Annotated in this window: 15 protein-coding genes; 6 read left to right on the top strand and 9 right to left on the bottom strand. The window is 65.9% G+C overall.

The annotated features are described in order from the left end of the window. Nucleotides 1-15 precede the first annotated feature (15 nt). The 6 genes from OVA06_RS02895 to OVA06_RS02870 all read right to left on the bottom strand — a co-directional run bounded on the left by OVA06_RS02895 (nucleotide 16) and on the right by OVA06_RS02870 (nucleotide 6,583). A complete protein-coding gene (locus OVA06_RS02895; RefSeq protein ID WP_056076320.1) occupies nucleotides 16-1,302 on the bottom strand; it encodes an ABC transporter substrate-binding protein in 1,287 nt (428 codons plus the stop codon). Nucleotides 1,303-1,392: 90 nt separating this feature from the next. After that, nucleotides 1,393-2,679 (bottom strand): MFS transporter, encoded by a 1,287-nt coding sequence (locus OVA06_RS02890; RefSeq protein WP_261620988.1) that lies wholly within the window; start codon nucleotides 2,677-2,679, stop codon nucleotides 1,393-1,395. A gap of 60 nt (nucleotides 2,680-2,739) precedes the next feature. After that, nucleotides 2,740-3,372 (bottom strand): Poxvirus protein I5, encoded by a 633-nt coding sequence (locus tag OVA06_RS02885; RefSeq protein WP_268156169.1) that lies wholly within the window; start codon nucleotides 3,370-3,372, stop codon nucleotides 2,740-2,742. A 23-nt stretch (nucleotides 3,373-3,395) separates the two neighbouring features. Then, the gene (locus tag OVA06_RS02880) at nucleotides 3,396-4,313 is read right to left on the bottom strand and encodes a carbohydrate ABC transporter permease (RefSeq protein ID WP_268156167.1); all 918 of its coding nucleotides are present in this window, start codon (nucleotides 4,311-4,313) and stop codon (nucleotides 3,396-3,398) included. After that, a complete protein-coding gene (locus tag OVA06_RS02875; RefSeq protein WP_268156165.1) occupies nucleotides 4,310-5,263 on the bottom strand; it encodes a carbohydrate ABC transporter permease in 954 nt (317 codons plus the stop codon). Before OVA06_RS02875 ends, OVA06_RS02880 begins: the two co-directional genes overlap by 4 nt. A gap of 30 nt (nucleotides 5,264-5,293) precedes the next feature. Next, nucleotides 5,294-6,583: an ABC transporter substrate-binding protein gene (locus tag OVA06_RS02870; RefSeq protein WP_056076336.1), complete on the bottom strand. Its 1,290-nt coding sequence runs from the start codon at nucleotides 6,581-6,583 to the stop codon at nucleotides 5,294-5,296. A gap of 176 nt (nucleotides 6,584-6,759) precedes the next feature. Here OVA06_RS02870 and OVA06_RS02865 point away from each other — a divergent pair, with 176 nt between their 5' ends. Both OVA06_RS02865 and OVA06_RS02860 read left to right on the top strand, forming a co-directional pair. Then, the gene (locus tag OVA06_RS02865; RefSeq protein WP_268156162.1) at nucleotides 6,760-8,775 is read left to right on the top strand and encodes a beta-galactosidase; all 2,016 of its coding nucleotides are present in this window, start codon (nucleotides 6,760-6,762) and stop codon (nucleotides 8,773-8,775) included. Between the two features lie 402 nt (nucleotides 8,776-9,177). Beyond that, nucleotides 9,178-10,542 carry an HNH endonuclease gene (locus tag OVA06_RS02860; RefSeq protein WP_442793513.1) on the top strand — a complete coding sequence of 455 codons (1,365 nt, stop codon included), beginning with the start codon at nucleotides 9,178-9,180 and terminating at the stop codon, nucleotides 10,540-10,542. 236 nt (nucleotides 10,543-10,778) lie between these two features. Here OVA06_RS02860 and OVA06_RS02855 read toward each other — a convergent pair whose 3' ends face one another. The 3 genes from OVA06_RS02855 to OVA06_RS02845 all read right to left on the bottom strand — a co-directional run bounded on the left by OVA06_RS02855 (nucleotide 10,779) and on the right by OVA06_RS02845 (nucleotide 14,273). Beyond that, on the bottom strand, nucleotides 10,779-12,134 hold the full coding sequence (locus OVA06_RS02855) for an ABC transporter substrate-binding protein (RefSeq protein WP_268156160.1): 1,356 nt from the start codon (nucleotides 12,132-12,134) through the stop codon (nucleotides 10,779-10,781). Between the two features lie 263 nt (nucleotides 12,135-12,397). Then, entirely contained in the window at nucleotides 12,398-13,339 is a 942-nt protein-coding gene (locus OVA06_RS02850) for a carbohydrate ABC transporter permease (protein WP_268156158.1), read from the bottom strand. Further along, entirely contained in the window at nucleotides 13,329-14,273 is a 945-nt protein-coding gene (locus tag OVA06_RS02845) for a carbohydrate ABC transporter permease (RefSeq protein ID WP_268156156.1), read from the bottom strand. Before OVA06_RS02845 ends, OVA06_RS02850 begins: the two co-directional genes overlap by 11 nt. 365 nt (nucleotides 14,274-14,638) lie before the next feature. On the opposite strand from OVA06_RS02845, the gene OVA06_RS02840 reads away from it, so the two are divergent. From OVA06_RS02840 to OVA06_RS02825, 4 genes are all read left to right on the top strand, one after another. Continuing rightward, a complete protein-coding gene (locus tag OVA06_RS02840; protein ID WP_268156154.1) occupies nucleotides 14,639-15,907 on the top strand; it encodes an ABC transporter substrate-binding protein in 1,269 nt (422 codons plus the stop codon). A gap of 81 nt (nucleotides 15,908-15,988) precedes the next feature. Next, the gene (locus OVA06_RS02835) at nucleotides 15,989-17,137 is read left to right on the top strand and encodes an acetylesterase (RefSeq protein ID WP_268156152.1); all 1,149 of its coding nucleotides are present in this window, start codon (nucleotides 15,989-15,991) and stop codon (nucleotides 17,135-17,137) included. Nucleotides 17,138-17,164: 27 nt separating this feature from the next. Continuing rightward, on the top strand, nucleotides 17,165-19,231 hold the full coding sequence (locus tag OVA06_RS02830) for a DUF6807 family protein (protein ID WP_268156150.1): 2,067 nt from the start codon (nucleotides 17,165-17,167) through the stop codon (nucleotides 19,229-19,231). Continuing rightward, nucleotides 19,228-20,340 carry a M24 family metallopeptidase gene (locus tag OVA06_RS02825; RefSeq protein WP_268156149.1) on the top strand — a complete coding sequence of 371 codons (1,113 nt, stop codon included), beginning with the start codon at nucleotides 19,228-19,230 and terminating at the stop codon, nucleotides 20,338-20,340. Before OVA06_RS02830 ends, OVA06_RS02825 begins: the two co-directional genes overlap by 4 nt. Nucleotides 20,341-20,425: the final 85 nt, after the last annotated feature.

The following is a 20,425-nucleotide window of genomic DNA, read 5'->3' as shown; positions in this document are numbered from 1 at the left end:
GGGGCTCAACCACCGTTAGAGCAGCGCGCTCTTGGCTTCTTCCAAGGCCTTCTTCGCGGCGTCCTGCGGGGACAGCCTGTTGAAGTGGACTTCCAGGGAGTAGCGGGTAAGGGCTTCCACCGCGGCACTGCCTCCGGCTGGCGGAACCGGTACGGCGCCGCCCAGTTCGCTGGAGATCTCATCGATGAACTTCGCGGTCTTGGCATCGGCCGGAGTCAGCTTGGAAACCACTGCCGCACGGATATCGGAGTTTGCGGGGATGCCGCGGTCTGCCAGCCCGATTTCGCCGGCCTTGGCGTTGTTGGTCACGAAGTCGATGAACTTCTGGGCCTCGGCGGGGTGCTTGGTGCGTGAGCTGGCAGACCAGAACATGGATGACTTATAGAACTGCTGCGCATCGGCTGCCTTGCCGTCCACGCTCGGCGGCCGGCGGATTTCCAGGTCCTGCCCGGAGGCCTTGCTCAGGGCACCCAGCTGGTTGGACCAATACATGTTCATGGCGAACTTGCCGGTGGACAGTCCCTGCTGGTCGATCGAGGCGGTAGCGTCTTCGGTGATGACCGATGCCGGCGGGACGGCCTTGGAGTCCCGCATCGTGGCCTGGTATTCGTACCATTCGGCCAGGTCCGACTCATCGAAGCCGAGCTTGCCGTCGCTGGTGAAGAGTGACTTCCCGTGCTGCCGGAACCACAGGTTGGCGGCAGCGTCGGAGTTGACCTGGCCGGTGCCGTACACCTTCCCGCCACTGGCCTGGGTGATCGCGGCAGCCGTGTTGTCCAGCTCGTCCCAGGTCCAGGTCTTGTCATCGGGAAGGGCTACGCCGCTGGCCGATACCAGTGCCGGGTTCGCCATCACCACCATGGCGTTGACGCCGCTGGTCACGGCGTACTGCTTGCCCTCCACCTTGCCGGAATCGGCCACGGGCTGGTCAAACTTGGAAAGGTCAACGTCCTTGAGCTCCAGAAGCGCGCCGCGCCCGGCATACTCGCCAAGGTATGCGGCGTCCATCTGGATGATGTCCGGGGCATCCTGCGACGCCACCTGGGTGGCCAGTTTGTCCCAGTAGCCGCTCCAGTCGCCGTACTCCCCCTGGACCTTGATATTGGGGTTCTCGGCCTCGAACGCCTCGATCAGCTTTTCGGTCATCTTGTGCCGGGTGTCCGAGCCCCACCAGCTGAAGCGCAGGGTCACCGGGCCGTCCGAAGCCTGCGGCGATCCTCCGCAGCCTGTCAGCGTCAGGGCGAGGACGGCCGCGGCGGCGGCCGCTTTGGGCAGCAGGGGCTTTCGGGCGCGAAACATCATCGTTTGTCCTTTGGCGTCGGGATGCTGGTAGCCGATAGAAACCGGTTTCCCACAGCGTAGGTGTGATCCCGCGCACGCGTCAAGGACTGCTCAGGACTCCGTCAACCCGGCCTCCCGGGCCTTCGCAGCCCTGCCGTGCCGCCACAGCAGGAAGCCGATGGCAGCGGCGGACAGCATCCCCAGTCCACCCGTTACCACCAGTCCGGCGCGGACACCGAACTGTTCGGTCAGCCACCCGGCCAGCAGGCCGCCCAGGGCGTGCCCGCCCAGCAAAAGCGGCAGGTAGAGAGCCATCACCCGGCCGCGGATGGCGGGGCCGGCTTCGAGCTGGACGGCCGTGGCTGCGCTCGTCAGGAACAGGAGTGTCATGAGTCCCACCACCACCAGCATGGCGATGAACAGCGGAAGCGTGGGCATGAGGGCCGCAACCAGTTGGGACAGTCCAAAGAGTCCAGCCGCGGCCACAATCCCGCGGCGGCCCATGTTCCGGAGCCGGGCCGCGAGCAGGGCACCGGCAAGCGCACCCACGGCACTGACGGTATTGAAGAGGCCGAAGCCTTCAACGCCGTTGTGCCACACACGCTCGGCGAAGGCTGCGAGGACCACCGGCCCGTTCATGCCGAAGGCACCCAGCAGGCCCGCCAGCAGGATGAGGAGCAACAGCCGGGGCCGCTCCCGCACGTACGCGAAGCCGGCCAGCAGCTGTCCGCGGCCCCGGGCAGCAGGAATGCCGGGAAACAGCTCAGCCGTACGGATGGCGGCGATCAGGCCGAGGACCAGCACGCCAATGGCTGCGTTCGCGGCGAATGCCGCAGCGGGGCCGGCCTGCGCGATCAGCACCCCGCTGAGGGCGGGCCCTGCCATGGCACCGAGCTGGCTGAGCGCGTTGTTGAGGCCGATGGCCGGACGCAGGGCGGCGTCGCCCACCACTTCGTTGACGAACACCTGTCGGGCGGGGCCGTCGATGGCGGAGGTAATGCCCAAGGCGACGCAGCTCGCGTACACGGCCCAGACGGTGATGGTTCCGCTGGCCACCCACGCGGCAAGGCCCAGTGCGAGGACCACGATCACGGCCTGGCAGACCATCATGATCCGGCGCTTGGGGAACAGGTCCACCACCAGCCCGGACAGCGGCCCGACAATCAGCATGGGGAGGAATTGGAGGGCGACGGCGACGCCTACGGCCGCGGGACTGCCGGTCAGCTGCAGCACCATCCAGTCCTGGGCGAGGCGCTGCATCCAGACACCTACGCTGCCCGCTACCTGCATGCCCAGGAAGAGCCTGTAGTTGTGCCTGGTCAGCGGCTGGTACCACCGCGGTTGGCTGTCGTGGGAAAGATGGACGGACTGCTCGGAATTCGGGCGGTCGGAAGGCACGTCTGACTCAACTCGGTTGTGGGGCGGAAGGTGTGGTGGTGCGGTTGAGCCGGTGGTGGATCAGGTGTGGCGGGCCGAGCGGATCTTGACCGCTGCCGAGGCGAGGATCAGGGTGCCCGGGACCACCACGAAAAGGGCCACGAGCATCCAGACGAACACCGCGGCGCCGAACAGTGCGGCTGCGAGCAGGGCCGAGCCGGACCAGTCCTTGAGGGACAACCTGCGGCCCGTTCCCAGCGCGGACGTCCAACGCTCCTTCGCGTGCGTGCGGTCACCCGGAAAATCGGACCAGGCCGCGGCAGTACGCAGCAGCAGGATGGCGCCGCAGGCGGCCAGGATCAGCGTGGCCGGCAGCACCACTTCGCGGCCAGGCAGCTGGCCCACCCAGGCCAGCAGCAGGTTCAGCACAATGACGACGGCGGCTCCGGCCGTCAGCGCGCCAAGTTTCCAGCTGCCGGGCAGGGCAGCCTTGAAGGTTCCCCACAGGCCGCGGACTGAATCGTCCCGGCCGTCGAGGTGCCGCTCGAGGTGGGCGATCCCCGCCGCGTAGGCCGCGGGGATCGTCACCAGGGGCAGGGACAGCACCAGCACCAGCACCCCTGCCAGGAGGGTTTCGGAGAACAGGGCGAACCGGTTTACCGGAATGGGTTCGTGGTGGTTCGATGCGGGTGTGGTGCGGTCCATGATGCTCATTTCCGTCGTGCTCCCTTGTCCCGTTAGCCCTTGAGGCCCTGGGTGGAGACGCCTTCAACAATGTAGCGCTGGAAGATCAGGAAGAAGATCAGCACCGGGAGCAGGGCCAGGACGGACATGGCGATCATGGCGCCGTAGTCCGAGGACTGGGTCTGGTCCTGGAAGAGCCTCAGCGCGAGGGGCAGCGGGTATTTTTCCGGGGTGTTGAGGTAGAGCAGCGGGCCGAGGAAGTCGTTCCAGCTCCAGATGAAGGAGAAGATCGAGGTGGAGATCAGGGCCGGTTTCATCAGTGGGAGCATGATGGAGCCGAAGATCCGTACGTGCCCGGCGCCGTCGATCCGTGCCGCTTCGTCGAGCTCTGCGGGCAGGCCGCGCATGAACTGGACCATGAGGAAGACGAAGAACGCGTCGGCGGCGAGGAACTTGCCGATCAGCAGCGGAATGTAGGTATCCACGAGGCCCAGCTGCTGGAAGATGATGTACTGCGGGATGATCACCACGTGGAAGGGCAGCAGGAGGGTGGCGATCATCATGCCGAAGAACAGGCTCCGGCCGGGGAACTTGATCCGGGCGAACGCGTAGGCCGAGACGGACGCGGAGAGGATGGTGCCCAACACCGCGCCGAGGGCCAGGATCAGCGAGTTGGTGAAGAACTGCATCGTGGAGACCCCGCCGATGCCGTCCAGGGCCGTGACGAAGTTATCGAGGCTGAAGTTCTCTGACCACAGCGAAGTGTTTCCGCCGCCGATCTCGGAGTTCGGCTTGAACGCCGAAGCGATCATCCACAGGCCCGGGTACAGCACGATGCCGGTCAGGACGAGGGCCGCGAGGTGGAAGACGGTGCTCTTGGCCCGTTTGGCGCCGACAGACTCGGATTTCGGGTTGTATACCGGGGCTCCGGCCTCCGGTGCGGACTGGGTAGGCGTTGCCATGGTTGTCATTTCGAATCACCGCTGTAGTGGACCCAGGACTTGGACGTTTTGAAGAAGATCAGGGTGATGATGCCCACCACAATCACCAGCAGCCAGGCCATCGCCGAGGCGTAACCCATCCGGAAATCGCTGAAGCCGCGCAGGTACAGGTAGAGGGTGTAGAAGAGGGTGGAACCGGCCGGGCCGCCTTCACCGTTGGAGATGATGAACGCCGACGCGAAGATCTGGAACGCGTGGATGGTTTCCATCAGCAGGTTGAAGAAGATCACCGGGGAGAGCATGGGCCAGGTGATGTTGAAGAACTTCCGTACCGGCCCTGCACCGTCCATGGACGCTGCCTCGTAAAGTTCGTTCGGGATCTGCTTGAGCCCCGCGAGGAAGATGACCATCGGTGCACCGAACTGCCACACCGTGAGCAGGATGAACATCGGCATGGTCATGGTGGGGTTGCCCACCCAGCCGCCGAGGTTGATCCCGAAGAAGGACAGGCCCTGGTCCACCGGGCCCGAATCGCCGAACATCGCCTTCCACACGATCGCGATCGATACCGAGGCGCCGATCAGCGAGGGGGCGTAGAACGCGGAGCGGTAGAAGCCCTGGCCGCGGCGCTTGCTGTTGAGCAGCATCGCCACCGCCAGCGCTGCGGCGAGCTTGAGCGGGGTGCCGAAGACAACGTAGCCCACGGTCACCCCGACGGACTGCAGGAACCGTTCGTCCTGGAACAGGGTGATGTAGTTATCCAGCCCGATCCATTTGGGCGGCTCGAACAGGTTGTAGTTGGTGAAGGACAGGTAGAGCGAGGAAACCATCGGCCCAACAGTGAGGGCAATGAATCCCAGCAGCCAGGGCAGCAGGAAAGTGTAGCCGGCGCGGGCATCCACCCCGCCCCGCCTCGACTTGCGAAGCGGGGCAGGACCGGATTGCGTCGATCGCCTGCTCAGGGTTGGGCTTTGAGTCACGAGTTCAGTCCGTCAGTTGTGAAGCCTGTATCAGGCATTCTGCTTGATAAGGTCTTCGGCTTCCTTGAACCAGGCGTCAGTGGCACCATTGATGTCCAGCTTGCCGTAGTTCAGGTCCGAGGCGATGCGCTTGAAGGAAGTCTCCAGCGTGCCGAAGCCGACGATAGGCGGCTCGGGAGCATCCTTGAGGTACTGCGAGATGGACGTTTCGTAGTCGACCACAACCTTGTCCGTACCTTCGAAGGTGGTGCCGTCGCGCTGCGTCTTGGACGCGGGGACGCCGCGGGAGGTCTTGAAGATCTGGCCTACCTCGGGGTCGTTGACCATGAAGTCGATAAAGCGGGCAGCAGCGTCCTTGAACTTGGTCTTGGCGCTGGCCACCATCAGCATGGACGGCTTCAGGAACAGGCCCAGGTTGTCCGCGTCATCGGAGGGGACCGGAACGAGCTTGAGTTCCTTTGCGCCGCTGTCGCCGAGGTAGCCGGCCATGAAGTTGTCCCAGGTGACCTCGGTTGCGGTGACGTTGGAGCCGAACGGCGACTTCGGTGCCAGCTGCGTGACGCGTTCCTCGGAGACGATCGCGGGGGTGCCGCGAAGATCAGCGGTGAGGTTCCACCACTTCTTCAGGTCGTCCTTGCTGAAGCCGAGCTTGCCCTCGGAGGTGAAGGCCTCGATGTTGTTCTGCCGCAGCCACACGTTGAACATCCACCAGACGCCCGTGTAGTCAGTGCCGCCGAAGAGGGCACCGTTGCTCTTGCTGCCCACCTCGGTGAGAAAGGTGTTGAATTCCTTGTAGGTCCAGCTTCCGTCCGGCTCGGCGATGCCCAGGGAGGCCAGCTTGGCGGGATCGTAGTAAACGGCGAACGCATTGGTGCTGGTGGGGATGCCGTAGGTCTTGCCCTTGATCTGGCCGGAAGGCAGCAGGGACTTTTCGAAGGCATCGGTGTTGATCTTGACCGTGCCCAGGTCCAGCAGCTGGTTGCGCTGGCCGTAGTCGCGCAGGTAGGACAGGTCCCACTGCATGACGTCGGGCAGGCCGCCGCCGGCAGCTTCGGTGGCACGCTTCTGCCAGTAGCCGGCGAAGTCGGTGAAGTTGCCGTTGACCTTGATGTCCGGGTTCTTCGACTCGAACAGGGCAATGGCCTTGCGGGTGCGCTCGGCACGGTCGTCGTTGCCCCACCAGGTGTAGTTGATGGTAACGGGGTTGTCCGCCGAACCGGTTTGTCCTGAGGTGCTGGATCCGGTTCCGCAGGCCGCCAGTACGCCGGCAGATGCGGTGCCGACGGCTACGGTTGTAAGGAAATGCCTTCTGTTGATCACGGGAGCCTCCTTGCTCAATGTGTGCAATCCCTGATCTCATCTACAACGTAAGTAGTGAGCTGGCTTACACGGCTTCTGAAACGATACAATATCGGCATTCCGGGAATTGGGCAAGCGTTTTCCAATCCACAGGTTTTCCCATCCCGTTCCACTGGTTCAGCAGACATAGGAGTCCCATGGCAACGCAGGAAATTAACGGTCCGGCAAGTGTTTGGAGCAACGTCGAAGGCCTCGGATTCGGCGGCGATTACAACCCCGAGCAGTGGCCCGTGAGCGTCCGGCTGGAGGACCTTGAGCTGATGCAGGAAGCCGGCGTGAACTTCCTGAGCGTCGGGATCTTCTCCTGGGCACTGCTGGAACCGGTTGAGGGCCAGTACGATTTCGGCTGGCTTGACGAGGTGCTGGACAACCTCGCAGGCATCGGCGTCAAGGTCGCCCTCGCCACAGCAACCGCCGCTCCCCCGGCGTGGCTGGTCCGCAAGCATCCGGAAATCCTGCCCGTCACGGCTGACGGAACCGTGCTGGGACCGGGCTCACGGCGGCACTACACACCGTCGTCGGCCGTCTACCGGCGCTACGCCACGGGCATCACGCGAGTCCTCGCCGAACGCTACAAGGACCACCCTGCGCTGGCGCTCTGGCACGTGGACAACGAGCTGGGTTGCCACATTTCCGAGTTCTACGGCGAAGAGGACGCAGCCGCCTTCCGCCGCTGGCTGGAACGGCGCTACGGCACCATCGGCGCCCTCAACGCGTCCTGGGGCACCGCATTCTGGAGCCAGAACTACGCGTCGTTCGAAGAGATCCTGCCGCCCTCAGTTGCCCCCAGCACGCTGAACCCCGGGCAGCAGCTGGACTTCCAGCGCTTCAATTCCTGGGCGCTGATGGACTACTACCGCGAACTCGTGGCCGTGCTCCGGGAGGTGACCCCGCGCATTCCCTGCACCACCAACCTCATGGCCTCCAGCGCCACGAAATCCATGGACTACTTCAACTGGGCCAAGGATTTGGACGTCATCGCCAACGACCACTACCTTGTGGCAGCCGACCCCGAACGGCACATTGAACTCGCGTTCAGCGCGGACCTGATCCGGGGCATTGCGGGCGGCGACCCGTGGATCCTGATGGAACACTCGACGTCGGCCGTCAACTGGCAGCCCCGCAACCAGCCGAAGATGCCCGGCGAAATGCTCCGGAACTCGCTGGCGCACGTGGGCCGCGGTGCGGACGCCGTGATGTTCTTCCAGTGGCGGCAGAGCTTCGCGGGGTCAGAAAAATTCCACTCCGCCATGGTGCCGCACGGCGGCCGGGACACACGGGTATGGCGCGAGGTGGTGGACCTCGGCGCGGCGCTGAAGCTGCTCGAACCGGTCCGCGGTTCCCGGGTGGAGGCCCGGGCGGCCATCGTTTTCGACTATGAGGCGTGGTGGGCCAGCGAGATCGATTCGAAGCCGAGCGTCGACGTGAAGTACCTGGACCTGCTCCGGGCGTTCCACCGGTCCCTGTTCCTGAAGGGCGTCTCTGTGGACATCGTCCACCCGTCGGCGCCGCTCGAGGGCTACGACCTGGTGCTCGTTTGCACGCTTTACGCCGTGTCCGACGCCGATGCCGCCAACATCTCCAAGGCGGCCTCCGCCGGCGCCACGGTCCTGGTCAGCTACTTCAGCGGGATCGCGGACCCGCAGGACCATATTCGGCTGGGCGGGTACCCCGGAGCTTTCCGGGACCTGCTGGGCGTGCGGGTGGAGGAGTTCCACCCGCTGCTGGCCGGATCGCAGTTGAAGCTCGATGACGGCACCGTCTCCTCGGTGTGGAGCGAGCACGTGCACCTGGCCGGTGCCGAAGCGGTTCAGGCCTTCACGGAGTATCCGCTGGAGGGGGTACCAGCCCTGACCCGCCAATCCGTGGGCAGCGGTGCCGCCTGGTACCTTGCCACCTTCCCCGACCGCAACGGCGTCGACGCACTGGTGGACCGGCTGCTCGCCGAATCGGGTGTCTCCCCCGCGGCCGTCGCCGACGCCGGCGTGGAGCTGGTCCGTCGGCGCTCGGACGACGGGCAGGGCTTCCTGTTCGCCATCAACCACACCCGCTCCACCGCCGCCGTTTCGGCCACCGGTACCGATTTGCTGACCGGCGAGCCCTTTGGCGGCTCCGTTCCGGCGGGCAGCATTGCGGTGATCAGGGAGGGCTAGGCACCTTCGGGTTGATACGTACGTACGACGGCGGCGCCCTTCTTGGGCGCCGCCGTTCTGCTGTGGCGGAGGTACTTGGCCGTCGTCATCAGCCGCCACTTTCCTTGCTGCACGTGCCTGCCTTGAGATCGTCGGGAGGTTTCCACATAGGGCTTTGGGGCCGTCGGAAATGTCGGTGGGTGCTGGAAGACTTTGGTCATGGAGACGGTTGGCTCGGCGGAAGTGGAGACGGGGAACGCGGCTGCCCATGCTCCTTCGCCCGCGGGGCCCCGCGCGGCTGCCGCGCAGGCCCCGATTGCCCGTGGTCCTTCCCTTGCCGGTCCCGGGGGTGGTGGTGCCCCGAGTGTTGCTGATGTGTTGAGGATGTTGGCGGTGGTGCCGGTTGCTGTTGATGGTGCGGGGATGATCGATCAGCTCCGGCAGTTGGAGGATGTGAAGGCTGTTGCGGCGGCGAGGCAGGCCGAGATCACTGTCGCTTTTGACCTGGTCCAGCGGCGGGAGCGGGCTGTTGCCGGTGTCCCGGCCGGGGAGCAGGGTGCCGGGGTCGGGGCGCAGGTGGCGCTGGCGCGTCGGGAATCCCCGGCCCGGGGCGGGCGGCTGCTGGGACTGGCGAAAACCCTGACCGGGATGCCCCACACCTTCGCCGCGTTCCGGTCCGGGCGGTTGAGTGAGTGGCGCACTACATTGGTCGTGAGGGAAACCATCTGCCTCTCACCCGAGGATCGGGCGGGGGTGGATGCGGAACTCGCGCCCGATACCGGCGTCTTCGATGGTGCCGGGGACCGGACCATCATCTCCGCGGTCAAGGCCGCCGCGTACCGGCGGGACCCTGCGTCCGTGGCCCGGCGGGCCGCCACAGCCGTGGGTGGAAGGACGGTCAGCCTTCGCCCGGCGCCGGACACCATGGCCCGCCTCACCGCGCTGCTGCCCGTCGCCCAGGGCGTCGCCGCCTACGCCGCCCTCACCAAAGAAGCCGACACCCTCCGCTCCTCCGGGGACGGACGGTCGAACGGCCAGATCATGGCCGACACCCTCGTCGAACGGGCCACCGGGACCCCCGGCGGGATCAGCGGGATTCAGGTCCAGCTCGTCATGACCGACCGCACCCTCCTCCAGGCCGACACCGAACCCGCCAGACTTACCGGCTACGGCATCGTCCCCGCCCAATGGGCCCGCGAACTGATCACCGCAGACCAGCCCGATTCCGGGATACCGGTCTGGGTCCGGCGGCTCTACACCGCCCCCGGCAGCGGGGAGCTCGTCGGCTTGGACGCCAAGGCCAGGCTCTTCCCGGCAGGACTCAAACGCTTCCTCCAGATCCGCGACGACACCTGCCGCACCCCGTACTGCGACGCACCCATCCGCCACCACGACCACATCACCCCCTGGCACCACGGCGGCGGCACCACAGCCTCCAACGGCCAAGGACTCTGCGAAGCCTGCAACCACACCAAAGAAAGCCCCGGCTGGAGTTCAACACCCGTCCCAGTGCCCGTAACGGCGCCTCTGCCGGATCCCACATGCTTCCCTGACGGACCACCCCGGTTCAGGCACGTCACGCGCCACACCGTTAAACTCCGAACCCCCACCGGCCACACGTACCACTCCACCGCACCACCACTCCCCGGGACGCCCTTCATCCACGCCGGCAGCCCGGGAAAACGCGCGGCGCCAGCACAAGCCCCCGCGCGGGCACCCGCCAACCAGCCACCCCCAAGACCATCCATCCAAGTCCTCGGCCGCGTCATCCAAACCGGCGTTCCCTGACACAGGAACACACTGACTGAATTTCCAGGGCGAGCCAGGGCGCAACACGTCAAGGGGCCCTTCGGATAGCCGACGACGACCTCAACAGCCCCGGCTTAAACAGCTTTGTCCCGGGAGGAACCAGAGGTTCCTGCCGGGACGAAGTTGCCACCCGCCGTCGGACACCTGGCCGGAGGAGGCTTCCTGCCAGGCTGTCCAGAGCCGTGTTGGCGGCGTGAAATCTGGTTGCTGCGGGATTAGCTGCTGATGGCCGACTTCATCTCGTCGACAGCCTTCTTGCCTGCTTCATCAGTGGACAGCCGCTCGAAGAGCACCTCGGAGGTGTACCGCTTGATGATCTCCTGGATGGCGCCTGCACCCTTCGGCGGCGGGGCCGGAGCCTCACCGAGTTCGTCCTTGATCTGGTCGATGAACTTGACCACCTTCACGTCGGCCGGCGTCAGCTTGGATTCGATCGCAGCACGGACTTCCGCGTTGGGGTATACGCCACGGTCGGCCAGGAGGGTCTCGCCTGCCTTGACGTTGTTGGCCAGGAAGTTGATGAACTTGGCGGTTTCCTCAGGGTGCTTGGTCCGCGAAGAGGCGGACCAGAACTGGGATGCCTTGTACCAAAGCCCGGCGTCGGCCGAGGATCCGGTCTTGGAGGGGAACCGCAGGATCTTCAGATCCGCACCGGATGCCTTTTCAAGGGCAGGTGCCTGGTTGGACCACCAGAAAGCCAGCCCGTTCTTGCCGGTGGCCAGGCCGCTCTGGTCCAGCGGTGCTGCCTCGGCCTCAACCACCTCGGAGGCGGACGGCACTGCCTTGTTCTTGCTGAGCTCTTTCAGGAATGCCCACCATTCGCTGATGTCGCTGGGCTCGAAGCCGAGCTTGCCGTCGGAGGTGTACAGGGACTTGCCGTTCTGGCGAAGCCAGACTCCCAGCGAAGCCTCATCGGTGCCGTAAGCTGCGGCTCCGTACGTGCCCTTGGGCGACTTCTCGGTCACCTCGGCGGCGATGCGGCCGAAGTCTTCCCACGTCCATTTGGAGTCATCCGGCAGCGGAACACCGGCGGCTTCGAACACCTTGGGGTTGGCCAGGATGGTGGCGGCGTTAATGCCGGCGGGGATGCCGGTCAGTCCGTCGTCGCCCTTGCCGGCATTGAGAGCGGCTTCGTCCAGCTTGGACGTGTCGATGTCGTATTTGGACAGGTCCAGCAGCGCGCCGCGGCTGGAGTATTCGGTGATGTACTTTTCATCCATCTGGATGATGTCGGGAGCATCGTTGGCGGCAACCTGGGTGGCCAATTTGTCCCAGTATCCGCTCCAGTCGCCGAACTCCGGCTTGATCTTGATCTTGGGGTTCTCTGCTTCGAACTGCTTGATGGCTTCCTGGGTCAGCTGGGCACGCTTGTCGCCGCCCCACCAGGAGAACCGGAGCTCGACCGTTCCGTCGGCGCTCTGCGGGGCAGATCCCCCGCCGCATGCGCTAAGGGCCATGACGACGGCGGCTGCCGCGGCGACGGCGCCCGTCTTGCGGAAGCGCCGGGCCGGGCGGGAGGAACGGGTCTCTGCAGGCTGCCGGGCAGCTGCAGGACGGGGGAATAGCGGCACTGGGTACTCCGATCTTCGTTGATCTGTGGTGCTGGGGATGATGCTCGTAAGTGCTGTGATGCGAGCGGAAGGGCATTTTCGGGACCCGGTAAGCACTTCCGGGAAAACGCTTTCTAGATGCAATGCTACAAGTGCTTAACTTGTAGTACAAGATGTCGGGGCAAGATCTTTTGTCGCAATTCAGTAGCGGGTTGCGGCGGGCAACGGCGAACGGCCCGCCACCGGGGCGGGCCGTTCCGAGGTAGTGCGTGAAGCGTGTGCGGTTACTTGATTCCGGTAGTGGCGATGCCCTTGATGAGAAACCGCTGGCCGAAGAGGAACACCAGGAACACCGGGAGCAGGGACACGATGGACATCGCGAACAGCGAGCCCCAGCTGGTGGCGGACTGGGAGTCCACGAAGGCGCGCAGCGCGACGGGGACGGTGAACATGTCCGGGTCCGTGAGGTAGATCAGGGCGCCGAAGAAGTCGTTCCAGGTCCAGATGAACGTGAAGATGGTGGTGGTGGCCAGGGCCGGGACCATCAGCGGCAGGATGACCCGCAGGAAGATGCGCGGGTGGCCGGCGCCGTCGATCCGGGCAGCCTCGTCCAGGTCCTTGGGGATACCGCGGATGAACTGCACCATCAGGAACACGAAGAACGCGTCCGTTGCCAGCAGCTTGGGGACCAGCAGCGGCCAGAAGGTGTTCACCCAGCCAATCTGCGAGAACAGGATGTACTGCGGGACGATGACCACGTGGAACGGGAGCATGATGGTCAGCAGCATGATGCCGAAGAACAGCTTCTTGCCGGTGAACTGCAGCCGGGCAAAGGCGTACGCGGCCATGGAGCACGAGATCAGGTTGCCCAGGATGGACCCGATCACCACGATGGCCGAGTTGAGCATGTAGTGGCCGAACGGATGGGTCAGCGCGGACCAGCCGGAGGTGTAGTTGCTCATCTCGAGGCTGTTCAGCCACAGGCCGGGTTCGCGGAAGATCAGCTCGTTGGGCCGCAGGGATGAGACGACCATCCACAGCAGCGGGTAGATCATCAGGCCGCCGGCCAGGATGAGGACGGCGTGCTTCATCAGTGACTTGGTCCGCTGCGCCCGGCTGAAGGCCAGGGTGCCGCGGGACTCGCGGGGCTTGCGGTGGTTCGTAGGCTTGCCGGATCCTGCGGACTTCTTGTCCGCGGCGGGCAGCGTCTGCAGGTTAGTCGTCATAGAAAACCCAATACTTAGAAGCGATGAAGTTGATGGCGGTGAAGACACCGATGATGAGCAGCAGCACCCACGCCATGGCGGATGCGTAGCCCATGTCGAACTGGCCGAAGCCCTTCTGGTACAGGTACAGCGTGAAGAACATCGTTGAGTCCGACGGGCCGCCGTTGCCGCCCGAGACGATGAACGCCTGCGTGAACGACTGGAACGAACCGATGATCTGCAGGACGAGGTTGAAGAAGATGATCGGGCTCAGCATCGGCATGGTGATCCGCCAGAACTGCTGGAGCGTGGAAGCACCGTCCACCTTGGCGGCCTCGTAATACATCACCGGGATCTGCCGCAGGCCCGCCAGGAAGATGATCATGGGGGCACCGAACGTCCAGACGTGCAGCAGGATGATCGAGCCGAGCGCCGTGCCGGGATCGGAGATCCAGCCCGGACCCTGGATGCCGAACATTGCCAGGACCTGGTTCACCAGGCCGGTGGTGCCGAAGATCTGCTTCCAGAGGATGGCCACCGCAACGGAGCCACCCAGCAGGGACGGCAAGTAGAACACCGAACGGTAGAACGGCAGCCCGCGCAGACCCTTGTCCAGCACCAGTGCGATCAGGAGCGCCACTGCCAGCTGCAGCGGGACACCGACGAACACGTACGTGAACGTCACCCGCAGCGAGTTGTGCAGCCGGGCGTCGCTGAGCATCCGGATGAAGTTGTCAGCTCCGGTCCATTCCGGCGGCTGCAGCAGGTTGTAGTCCGTGAAGGACAGGTACAGCGACATCAGCATGGGTCCGATGGTGATGGCAACCAGGCCCACCAACCACGGCAACAGGAAAATGTAGGCGGCCTTGTTGTCGCGGCCGTTGGCCTTCTTCTCCTCGGCAGTGGCTTTGCCCTTCCGCCGGCTGATGGAGCTCAGTTCGCTGATGGCGCTCACTGCTGCTCCTCCGCTCCGGGCGTCAGGCCCGCCGCGGCCGGCATTCCTGCCGGGCGCGGTGCCCTGGGTATGTGCTTTACGGCCATGTGGTCTCCTTTGGTCATCGTGGCCTCCACGTTATGGTCATCGCCTGGGCGATGAGTGTCAGCTCCCCGCGCCGTCCCGGCGCCGGCTTGGAAATCGGCTGGGACCGGCCGCGGGTGGTGCTGAATGAAAAGCGGCTCCGTACCAAAGTAAACGGTTTCTTGACTCCTGTATAGCCCTTTGTTAGTTTTTGAGAAAGCGTTTTCTGTAACGGGCATCACTCAACTGTAGGACACCACCTGAGGGGCAGGACAATGAGGTTTCGTCGGACGAAGTCAGTAATGGGGGTTGCTGCGGCAACGGCGGTCCTGGCCTTGGCGCTGACGGGCTGCGGCAGCAGTCCACAGGCCGCAAAGGTGGGCACGGCGGAGGATCCCGTGACCATCCGCTTCGCCTGGTGGGGCAACGATTCCCGCGCGAAGACCACCCTTGAAGTCATCAAGGACTTCGAAGCGGCCAACCCCACCATCAAGGTGCAGGGCGAGAACACCGAGTTCAGCTCCTACTGGGACAAGATGGCCACCCAGATTGCCGGCGGCACCACCCCGGACGTCTTTGCCATGAGCGGTTCCTACCCGAGCGAGTACGCGTCCCGCGGAGTCCTGCTGGACCTGGAAAAGGTCAAGGACCAGATCGATACGTCAAAGTTTGCCGACGGCACCGTGGAACTCGGCCAGCTCGATGGCAAGCAGTACACCATCACGGCAGGCGTGAACGCCATGTCCATGGTCCTGGACCCCACGGTGTTCGAAGCCGCGGGCGTGCCCCTCCCGGACGACGAGACCTGGACCTGGGACGACTACATCGATATTGCCGCCAAAATCAGCAAGAACTCGCCCGCCGGCACGTTTGGCACCACGCCGATGTCCAACGATTCGTTCGTTGCCGTGTGGGCGCGCCAGAGCGGCGAAGAGCTGTACACGGATGACGGAAAGAAGATGGGCATCAGCGAGGGCACCCTCGCCAAGTGGTTCGAGTTGAACAAGGAGCTCATGGATACCGGCGGCGCGCCTTCCGCTTCGCAGACCGTCGAAGACGGCTCCGCCCAGCCGGAACTGACGCTCATGGGCCAGGGCAAGCAGGCCATGAAAGTCTCCTGGAGCAACCAGATGACCTCATACTCGGGTGCTCCGCTGACCATGGTGAAGCTCCCCGGCGAGAGCAAGCAGCCGGGGACCTGGCTGCGGTCCTCCATGGAATACGCCATCTCGGCCAAGTCGGCCCAGTCCAAGGAAGCTGCGCTCTTCATCAACTACCTGGTGAACAACATGGACGCCGCCAGCAAGATCAAGAGCGACCGCGGCATGCCCGCCAACACCGAGCTGAAGGCCGGCATCACCCCCCTGCTGAAGGAAACGCAGCAAAAGGAAGCCGGCTACCTGGACCGCATTGCCGAGCTCAACGTCCAGCCGCCCAAGCCGTTCCCGGCTGGTTCCTCCTCAACGCTGGAAGTTTTGAACCGATACAACACCGATGTACTCTTCGGAAAGATTTCACCGCAGGATGCGGCGAAGGGCGTCATCAGCGAGGTCAATTCAAACCTGGGCTAAGCCCGGTACCGGCCGCGGTCAGCCAGACCGCGGCCGGTTCGTCTTCACCCAACGGCATTACAGCAGACAGGAGGGATGCCAGTGGCAGCCGGTACAAAGGATTCCAGGCCCAGCGCCATCGCCGGCTATGAGGACTGGCCTGCCTATGTCCGCGATCATCCGCGGTACTCGGCCGCCACCCCCGCCGCCCAGGACCTTGCGGATGCACTGGGGGTCCCCGGTGCGTCCGGCCGGCCGGACGTCACGGTGCATTGGGAGGTAACGCACGACGACGTCACCACCTCCCAGCTCAGCTGGCAGTTGGGCTTCGGCCCGCGGACCACGGGCTGGCTGGCGCGTCCGGCCGGAAGTACGGAGGCCCTGCCCGGCGTCCTGGCCCTGCACTGCCACGGCGGGAACAAGTTCGGCGGCGCGGACCGGCTGGTGGATCTCCCTGACAGCCACCCGTCCGCTGCCGCCGCCCGTGCAGGCCACTATGACGGCCGGGCTCTCGCCTCCGAAACCGCCCGCCAGGGCTTCGCCGTGCTGGCCCATGACTCCTTCGCCTGGGGCAGCCGCCGCTTCGACCTCTCAACCCCGCCCTGGCGCACCGCTTCCGCGCTTGAGGCGCGGCGGGCACAATGGCGGGAGGACGGCGTCGTACCTTCCGAATCGGACCACTACAACGCGGCCGCCGGGTTCCATGAGGACACCGTGGCCAAGACCGCCGGACTGCTGGGCACCAGCCTCGCCGGCATGGTGGCCCACGACGACCTTGCGGCCCTGGACATCCTCGCCCACCTCCCCGGCGTCGATGCGGACCGCCTGGGCTGCGTCGGCTTTTCCGGCGGCGGCGGCCGGTCCCTGACCCTCGCCGTCCTGAGTCCCCGCATCCGCGCCTCGGTGGTGACCTGCATGATGACCACCTTCGAATCCCTGCTGCCCGCCTACCTGGACGCCCACTCCTGGCTTTTGCAGACTCCGGGCCTGTGGAAGCTGGGCGACTGGCCGGAACTCACGGGCCGCTCCGCCGCCCGGTTCCTGGTGCAGTACGCGCTGGCCGACGAACTCTTCCCGGAAATCGGCATGCGCCAGGCCCACCAAATCTTGGAGGCCCTGAACGCCGGCGGCCGCTACACCGGAAGTTTCTGGCCCGGCGGGCACGTCTTCACTGCGGCCATGCAGGATGAAGCCATCGGCTTCCTGGCCGCGTCCCTTGCCTTTCCAGCATCACCCGCCACCGCCTCCTGACCACCCCGACCCCACAAGGACCCCTTGATGATTTCGCACTCCGCCACCGCGGAACCCGGCAGCCGCCCCGAGCACCGTTCCGCTGCCGGCACCGCAGTCCCCCGCATTGCCCTGGTGGGCGTCCACGGTTTCGGTGAACGCCACCTTGCCAACCTCGCCCGGCTGGAAGAGGCAGGGGCACTGGAGCTCGTGGCCGTCGCCGATCCCAACCCGCCGGCGCCCGGCCGGCTCAAGGAAACGGTGGCTGTCTTCCCGGACCTCAACAGCCTCCTTGCAGCGCAGGCAACTGCCGACGCCCCCGCGGACATCGCCATCCTCGCCACCCCCATCCAGACCCACGCGCCGCTGGCCACTGCCGCACTGGCAGCCGGGCTGGATGTGTACGTGGAGAAGCCTCCCGTGGCGTCCCTGGCCCAGTTCAACGATGTTCTGGCCGCGGCAGAGGCCTCGGGCCGGCTGGTTCAGGTGGGCTTCCAAAGCCTGGGTTCGCATGCCCTCCCGGCCATCAGGACCCTCGTGGAGTCCGGCGGCATCGGCACGGTGCTGGGCCTCAGCGCCAGCGGCCGCTGGGTGCGGACCAAGGCCTACTTCAAGCGCTCCCGGTGGGCCGGCAAGCGCAGCCTGGAAGGCATCGACGTGGTGGACGGCGTAGCCACCAACGCTCTGGCCCACGCCGTAGCCACCGCCCTGCACATGGCCGGGGCGCACACCCTGGCCGATGTCGCCTCCGTGGAAACAGACCTTTACCGCGCGCACGAAACCGAGAGCGACGATACGTCGGTGATCCGCGTCCGGACCGCCCACGGCACCACGCTGCTGTGCACCCTCACCCTGTGCGCCCCTGCGCAGGTAAACCCGTCCGTCACCGTCCACGGCACCCGCGGCGAGATCACCTTCTTCTACACCGAGGACGAGGTAGTGGTCAGCACGCCCGACGGCGAGCGCCGGGAGAAGTACGGCCGCACCGACCTGCTGGAAAACCTGCTCGAAGCCCGTTCCACCCGAAGCCCGCTCCTGTCCTCAGTGGCGGACACGGGCGCGTTCACCTCGGTCCTCGAAGCCATCCGCACGTCACCTGCGCCGGAGCCGATTGGTTCCGCGCACATCACATGGGAGGGCGACGGCGACGACGCCCACCCCGTGGTGCACGGCATCGCGGGACTCTTCGACCGTGCTGCCAAGGCTCAGGCCACCTTCGCCGAACTCGGCGTTCCCTGGGCGCGGCAGCTTCCGCCCGTCCGGACCCTGACCGTGGACGGGCACCCCGTGGCCGACTACCAGGACGGCAGCCACATCCGTGCAGTCTCCTCGCCGCGCCCCTACCTGCACCCCGTCCGCACCCTGGCCGGGACCGTGGTGACGGACCACCAGCCGTTGGACCATGTGTGGCACCTCGGCGCCGGCGTGGCCCTGCAGGATGTGGACGGCGTCAATTTCTGGGGCGGACGCACTTACACCCGGGAAGCCGGGCAGTACGTCTGGCGGCCCGACCACGGCAGCATCGCCGTCACCGGCACGGACGCAGGGCAGGAAGGCCGGCTTGAGGAACACCTGAGCTGGAACGGGCCCGACGGCGGCCCGGTCCTCGTAGAGGAGCGCCGCTGGAGCTGGACGGGAGTCAGCGCCTCGGCCTGGCGCCTGACCCTCGACTTCGCCCTTTCCCCCGCCGGGGAGCAGCCGGTCAGCCTGGGCAGCCCCGGTTCCAATGGCCGCTTCGAGGGCGGGTACGGCGGATTCTTCTGGCGGCTCCCGGAATGCGGCGGCGCAAATGTCTGGTCACCGGCCGGAACCGGTGAAGCAGGGGTCCACGGCGCGGCGTCCAGGTGGCTTGCCTGGACGGGAACCTTCGGTGCGGGAACGGACGGGGCCGGCGATGCCACCCTTGTTTTCATTGCCCCGGAATCCTCCACCGATCCCTGGTTCGTCCGGGTGGACGGCTACCCCGGAGTGGGCCAGTCCCTCGCCTGGGACTCGCCTGTTATCGCAGAACCCGGCAGCCCCGTGCGCCGGAGCATTTCCGTCCTGGTGGCCGACGGCATCCTGGGCACAACCGACATCGAAGCACTGATCACTCAACAGGGGGACCTCTCATGACCCAGACAACAGCTGCACCGCCGCAGGCTGTCCGCACTGCCCCGGCCTCGGTCCGGGACCGCGCGGTGAAGCGCCGGCGGGTGCTGGACATCCTGGACGCATCGGGCAAGGACGCCCTGCTCCTCACCACCCACACAGCCCTGACCTGGTACCTGGACGGCAGCCGCGTGCACATCAGCCTCGCCGGTGATCCCATCGCCGCGCTGCTGGTGGACCGCTCCGGCGACCACCTGGTGACGTTCAACAACGAAGCCGGACGCATCGCGGCAGAGGAACTGCCCGAAGGCGTGGCCCTCCACAGCGTGCCCTGGTACGGGAACCTCCACCAGGCCGCGGCCGCCGTCGGAAGCGTTCCCGGCGGGTCCCTCCTGGCCGAAGCCGACGCCGCCACCGAGCTGCGGGCGGCACGCCAGCAGCTGCTCCCGGCCGAGAGCGGCCGCTACGCCCGGCTGAGCGCCGACGTCGCCGCCATCATGACCGATGTGCTGTCCCCGGCACGCCCCGAGACCACGGAGTTCGAGCTGGCGTCGGCGCTGGCCGCCCGGGTGGTGGCCGCCGGCGCTGAGCCCCTGGTGCTGCTGTGCAACGGCAGCGGCCGCAGCGGGTTCCGGCACCCGCTGGCCACGCACGCGCCACTGGGCCGCCGCGCCATGGCGGTCATCTGCGCACGCCGCGACGGCCTGGTTGCCAACATCACCCGCTGGGTAAGGTTCGACGCTGGCACCCCCGAAGAGCGCGACGCAGAGGCCCGCATCGCGGCAGTGGAGGCGGACATTTTCGACGCGACGGTTCCCGGTGCCCGGCTGGACCGCATCTTCACCGAGATCCAGGCCGCCTACACCCGGCACGGCTTCGGCGCCGACCAGTGGGAACAGCACCACCAGGGCGGCCCGGCCGGCTACGCAGGCCGCGATCCCCGGGTCACCGCCGCAGCCACGGACACTGTGGTTCCCGGCCAGGCCTTCACGTGGAACCCATCCGGCCCGGGCGTCAAGATCGAAGACACCGTGCAGCTCACGGAGAACGGGCTCCAGGTCCTGACTGTCGATCCCCGCTGGCCCGCTACCACCGTGAACGGGCTGGACCGGCCCGCGACGCTGCAGCTCTAAGGGCAGCACGCCCTCTGGCAGACCGGGCAATCCAGCCAGACAAGGGCAAACAAGGGCAAACAAAAAACCCCGGGACCGCGGTCCC

This window comes from Pseudarthrobacter sp. SL88 (assembly GCF_026672455.1).
Classification (GTDB): Bacteria; Actinomycetota; Actinomycetes; order Actinomycetales; family Micrococcaceae; genus Arthrobacter.
Note: the sequence above shows the minus strand (reverse complement) of the source record. Positions and strands in the feature narration are given on the sequence as shown.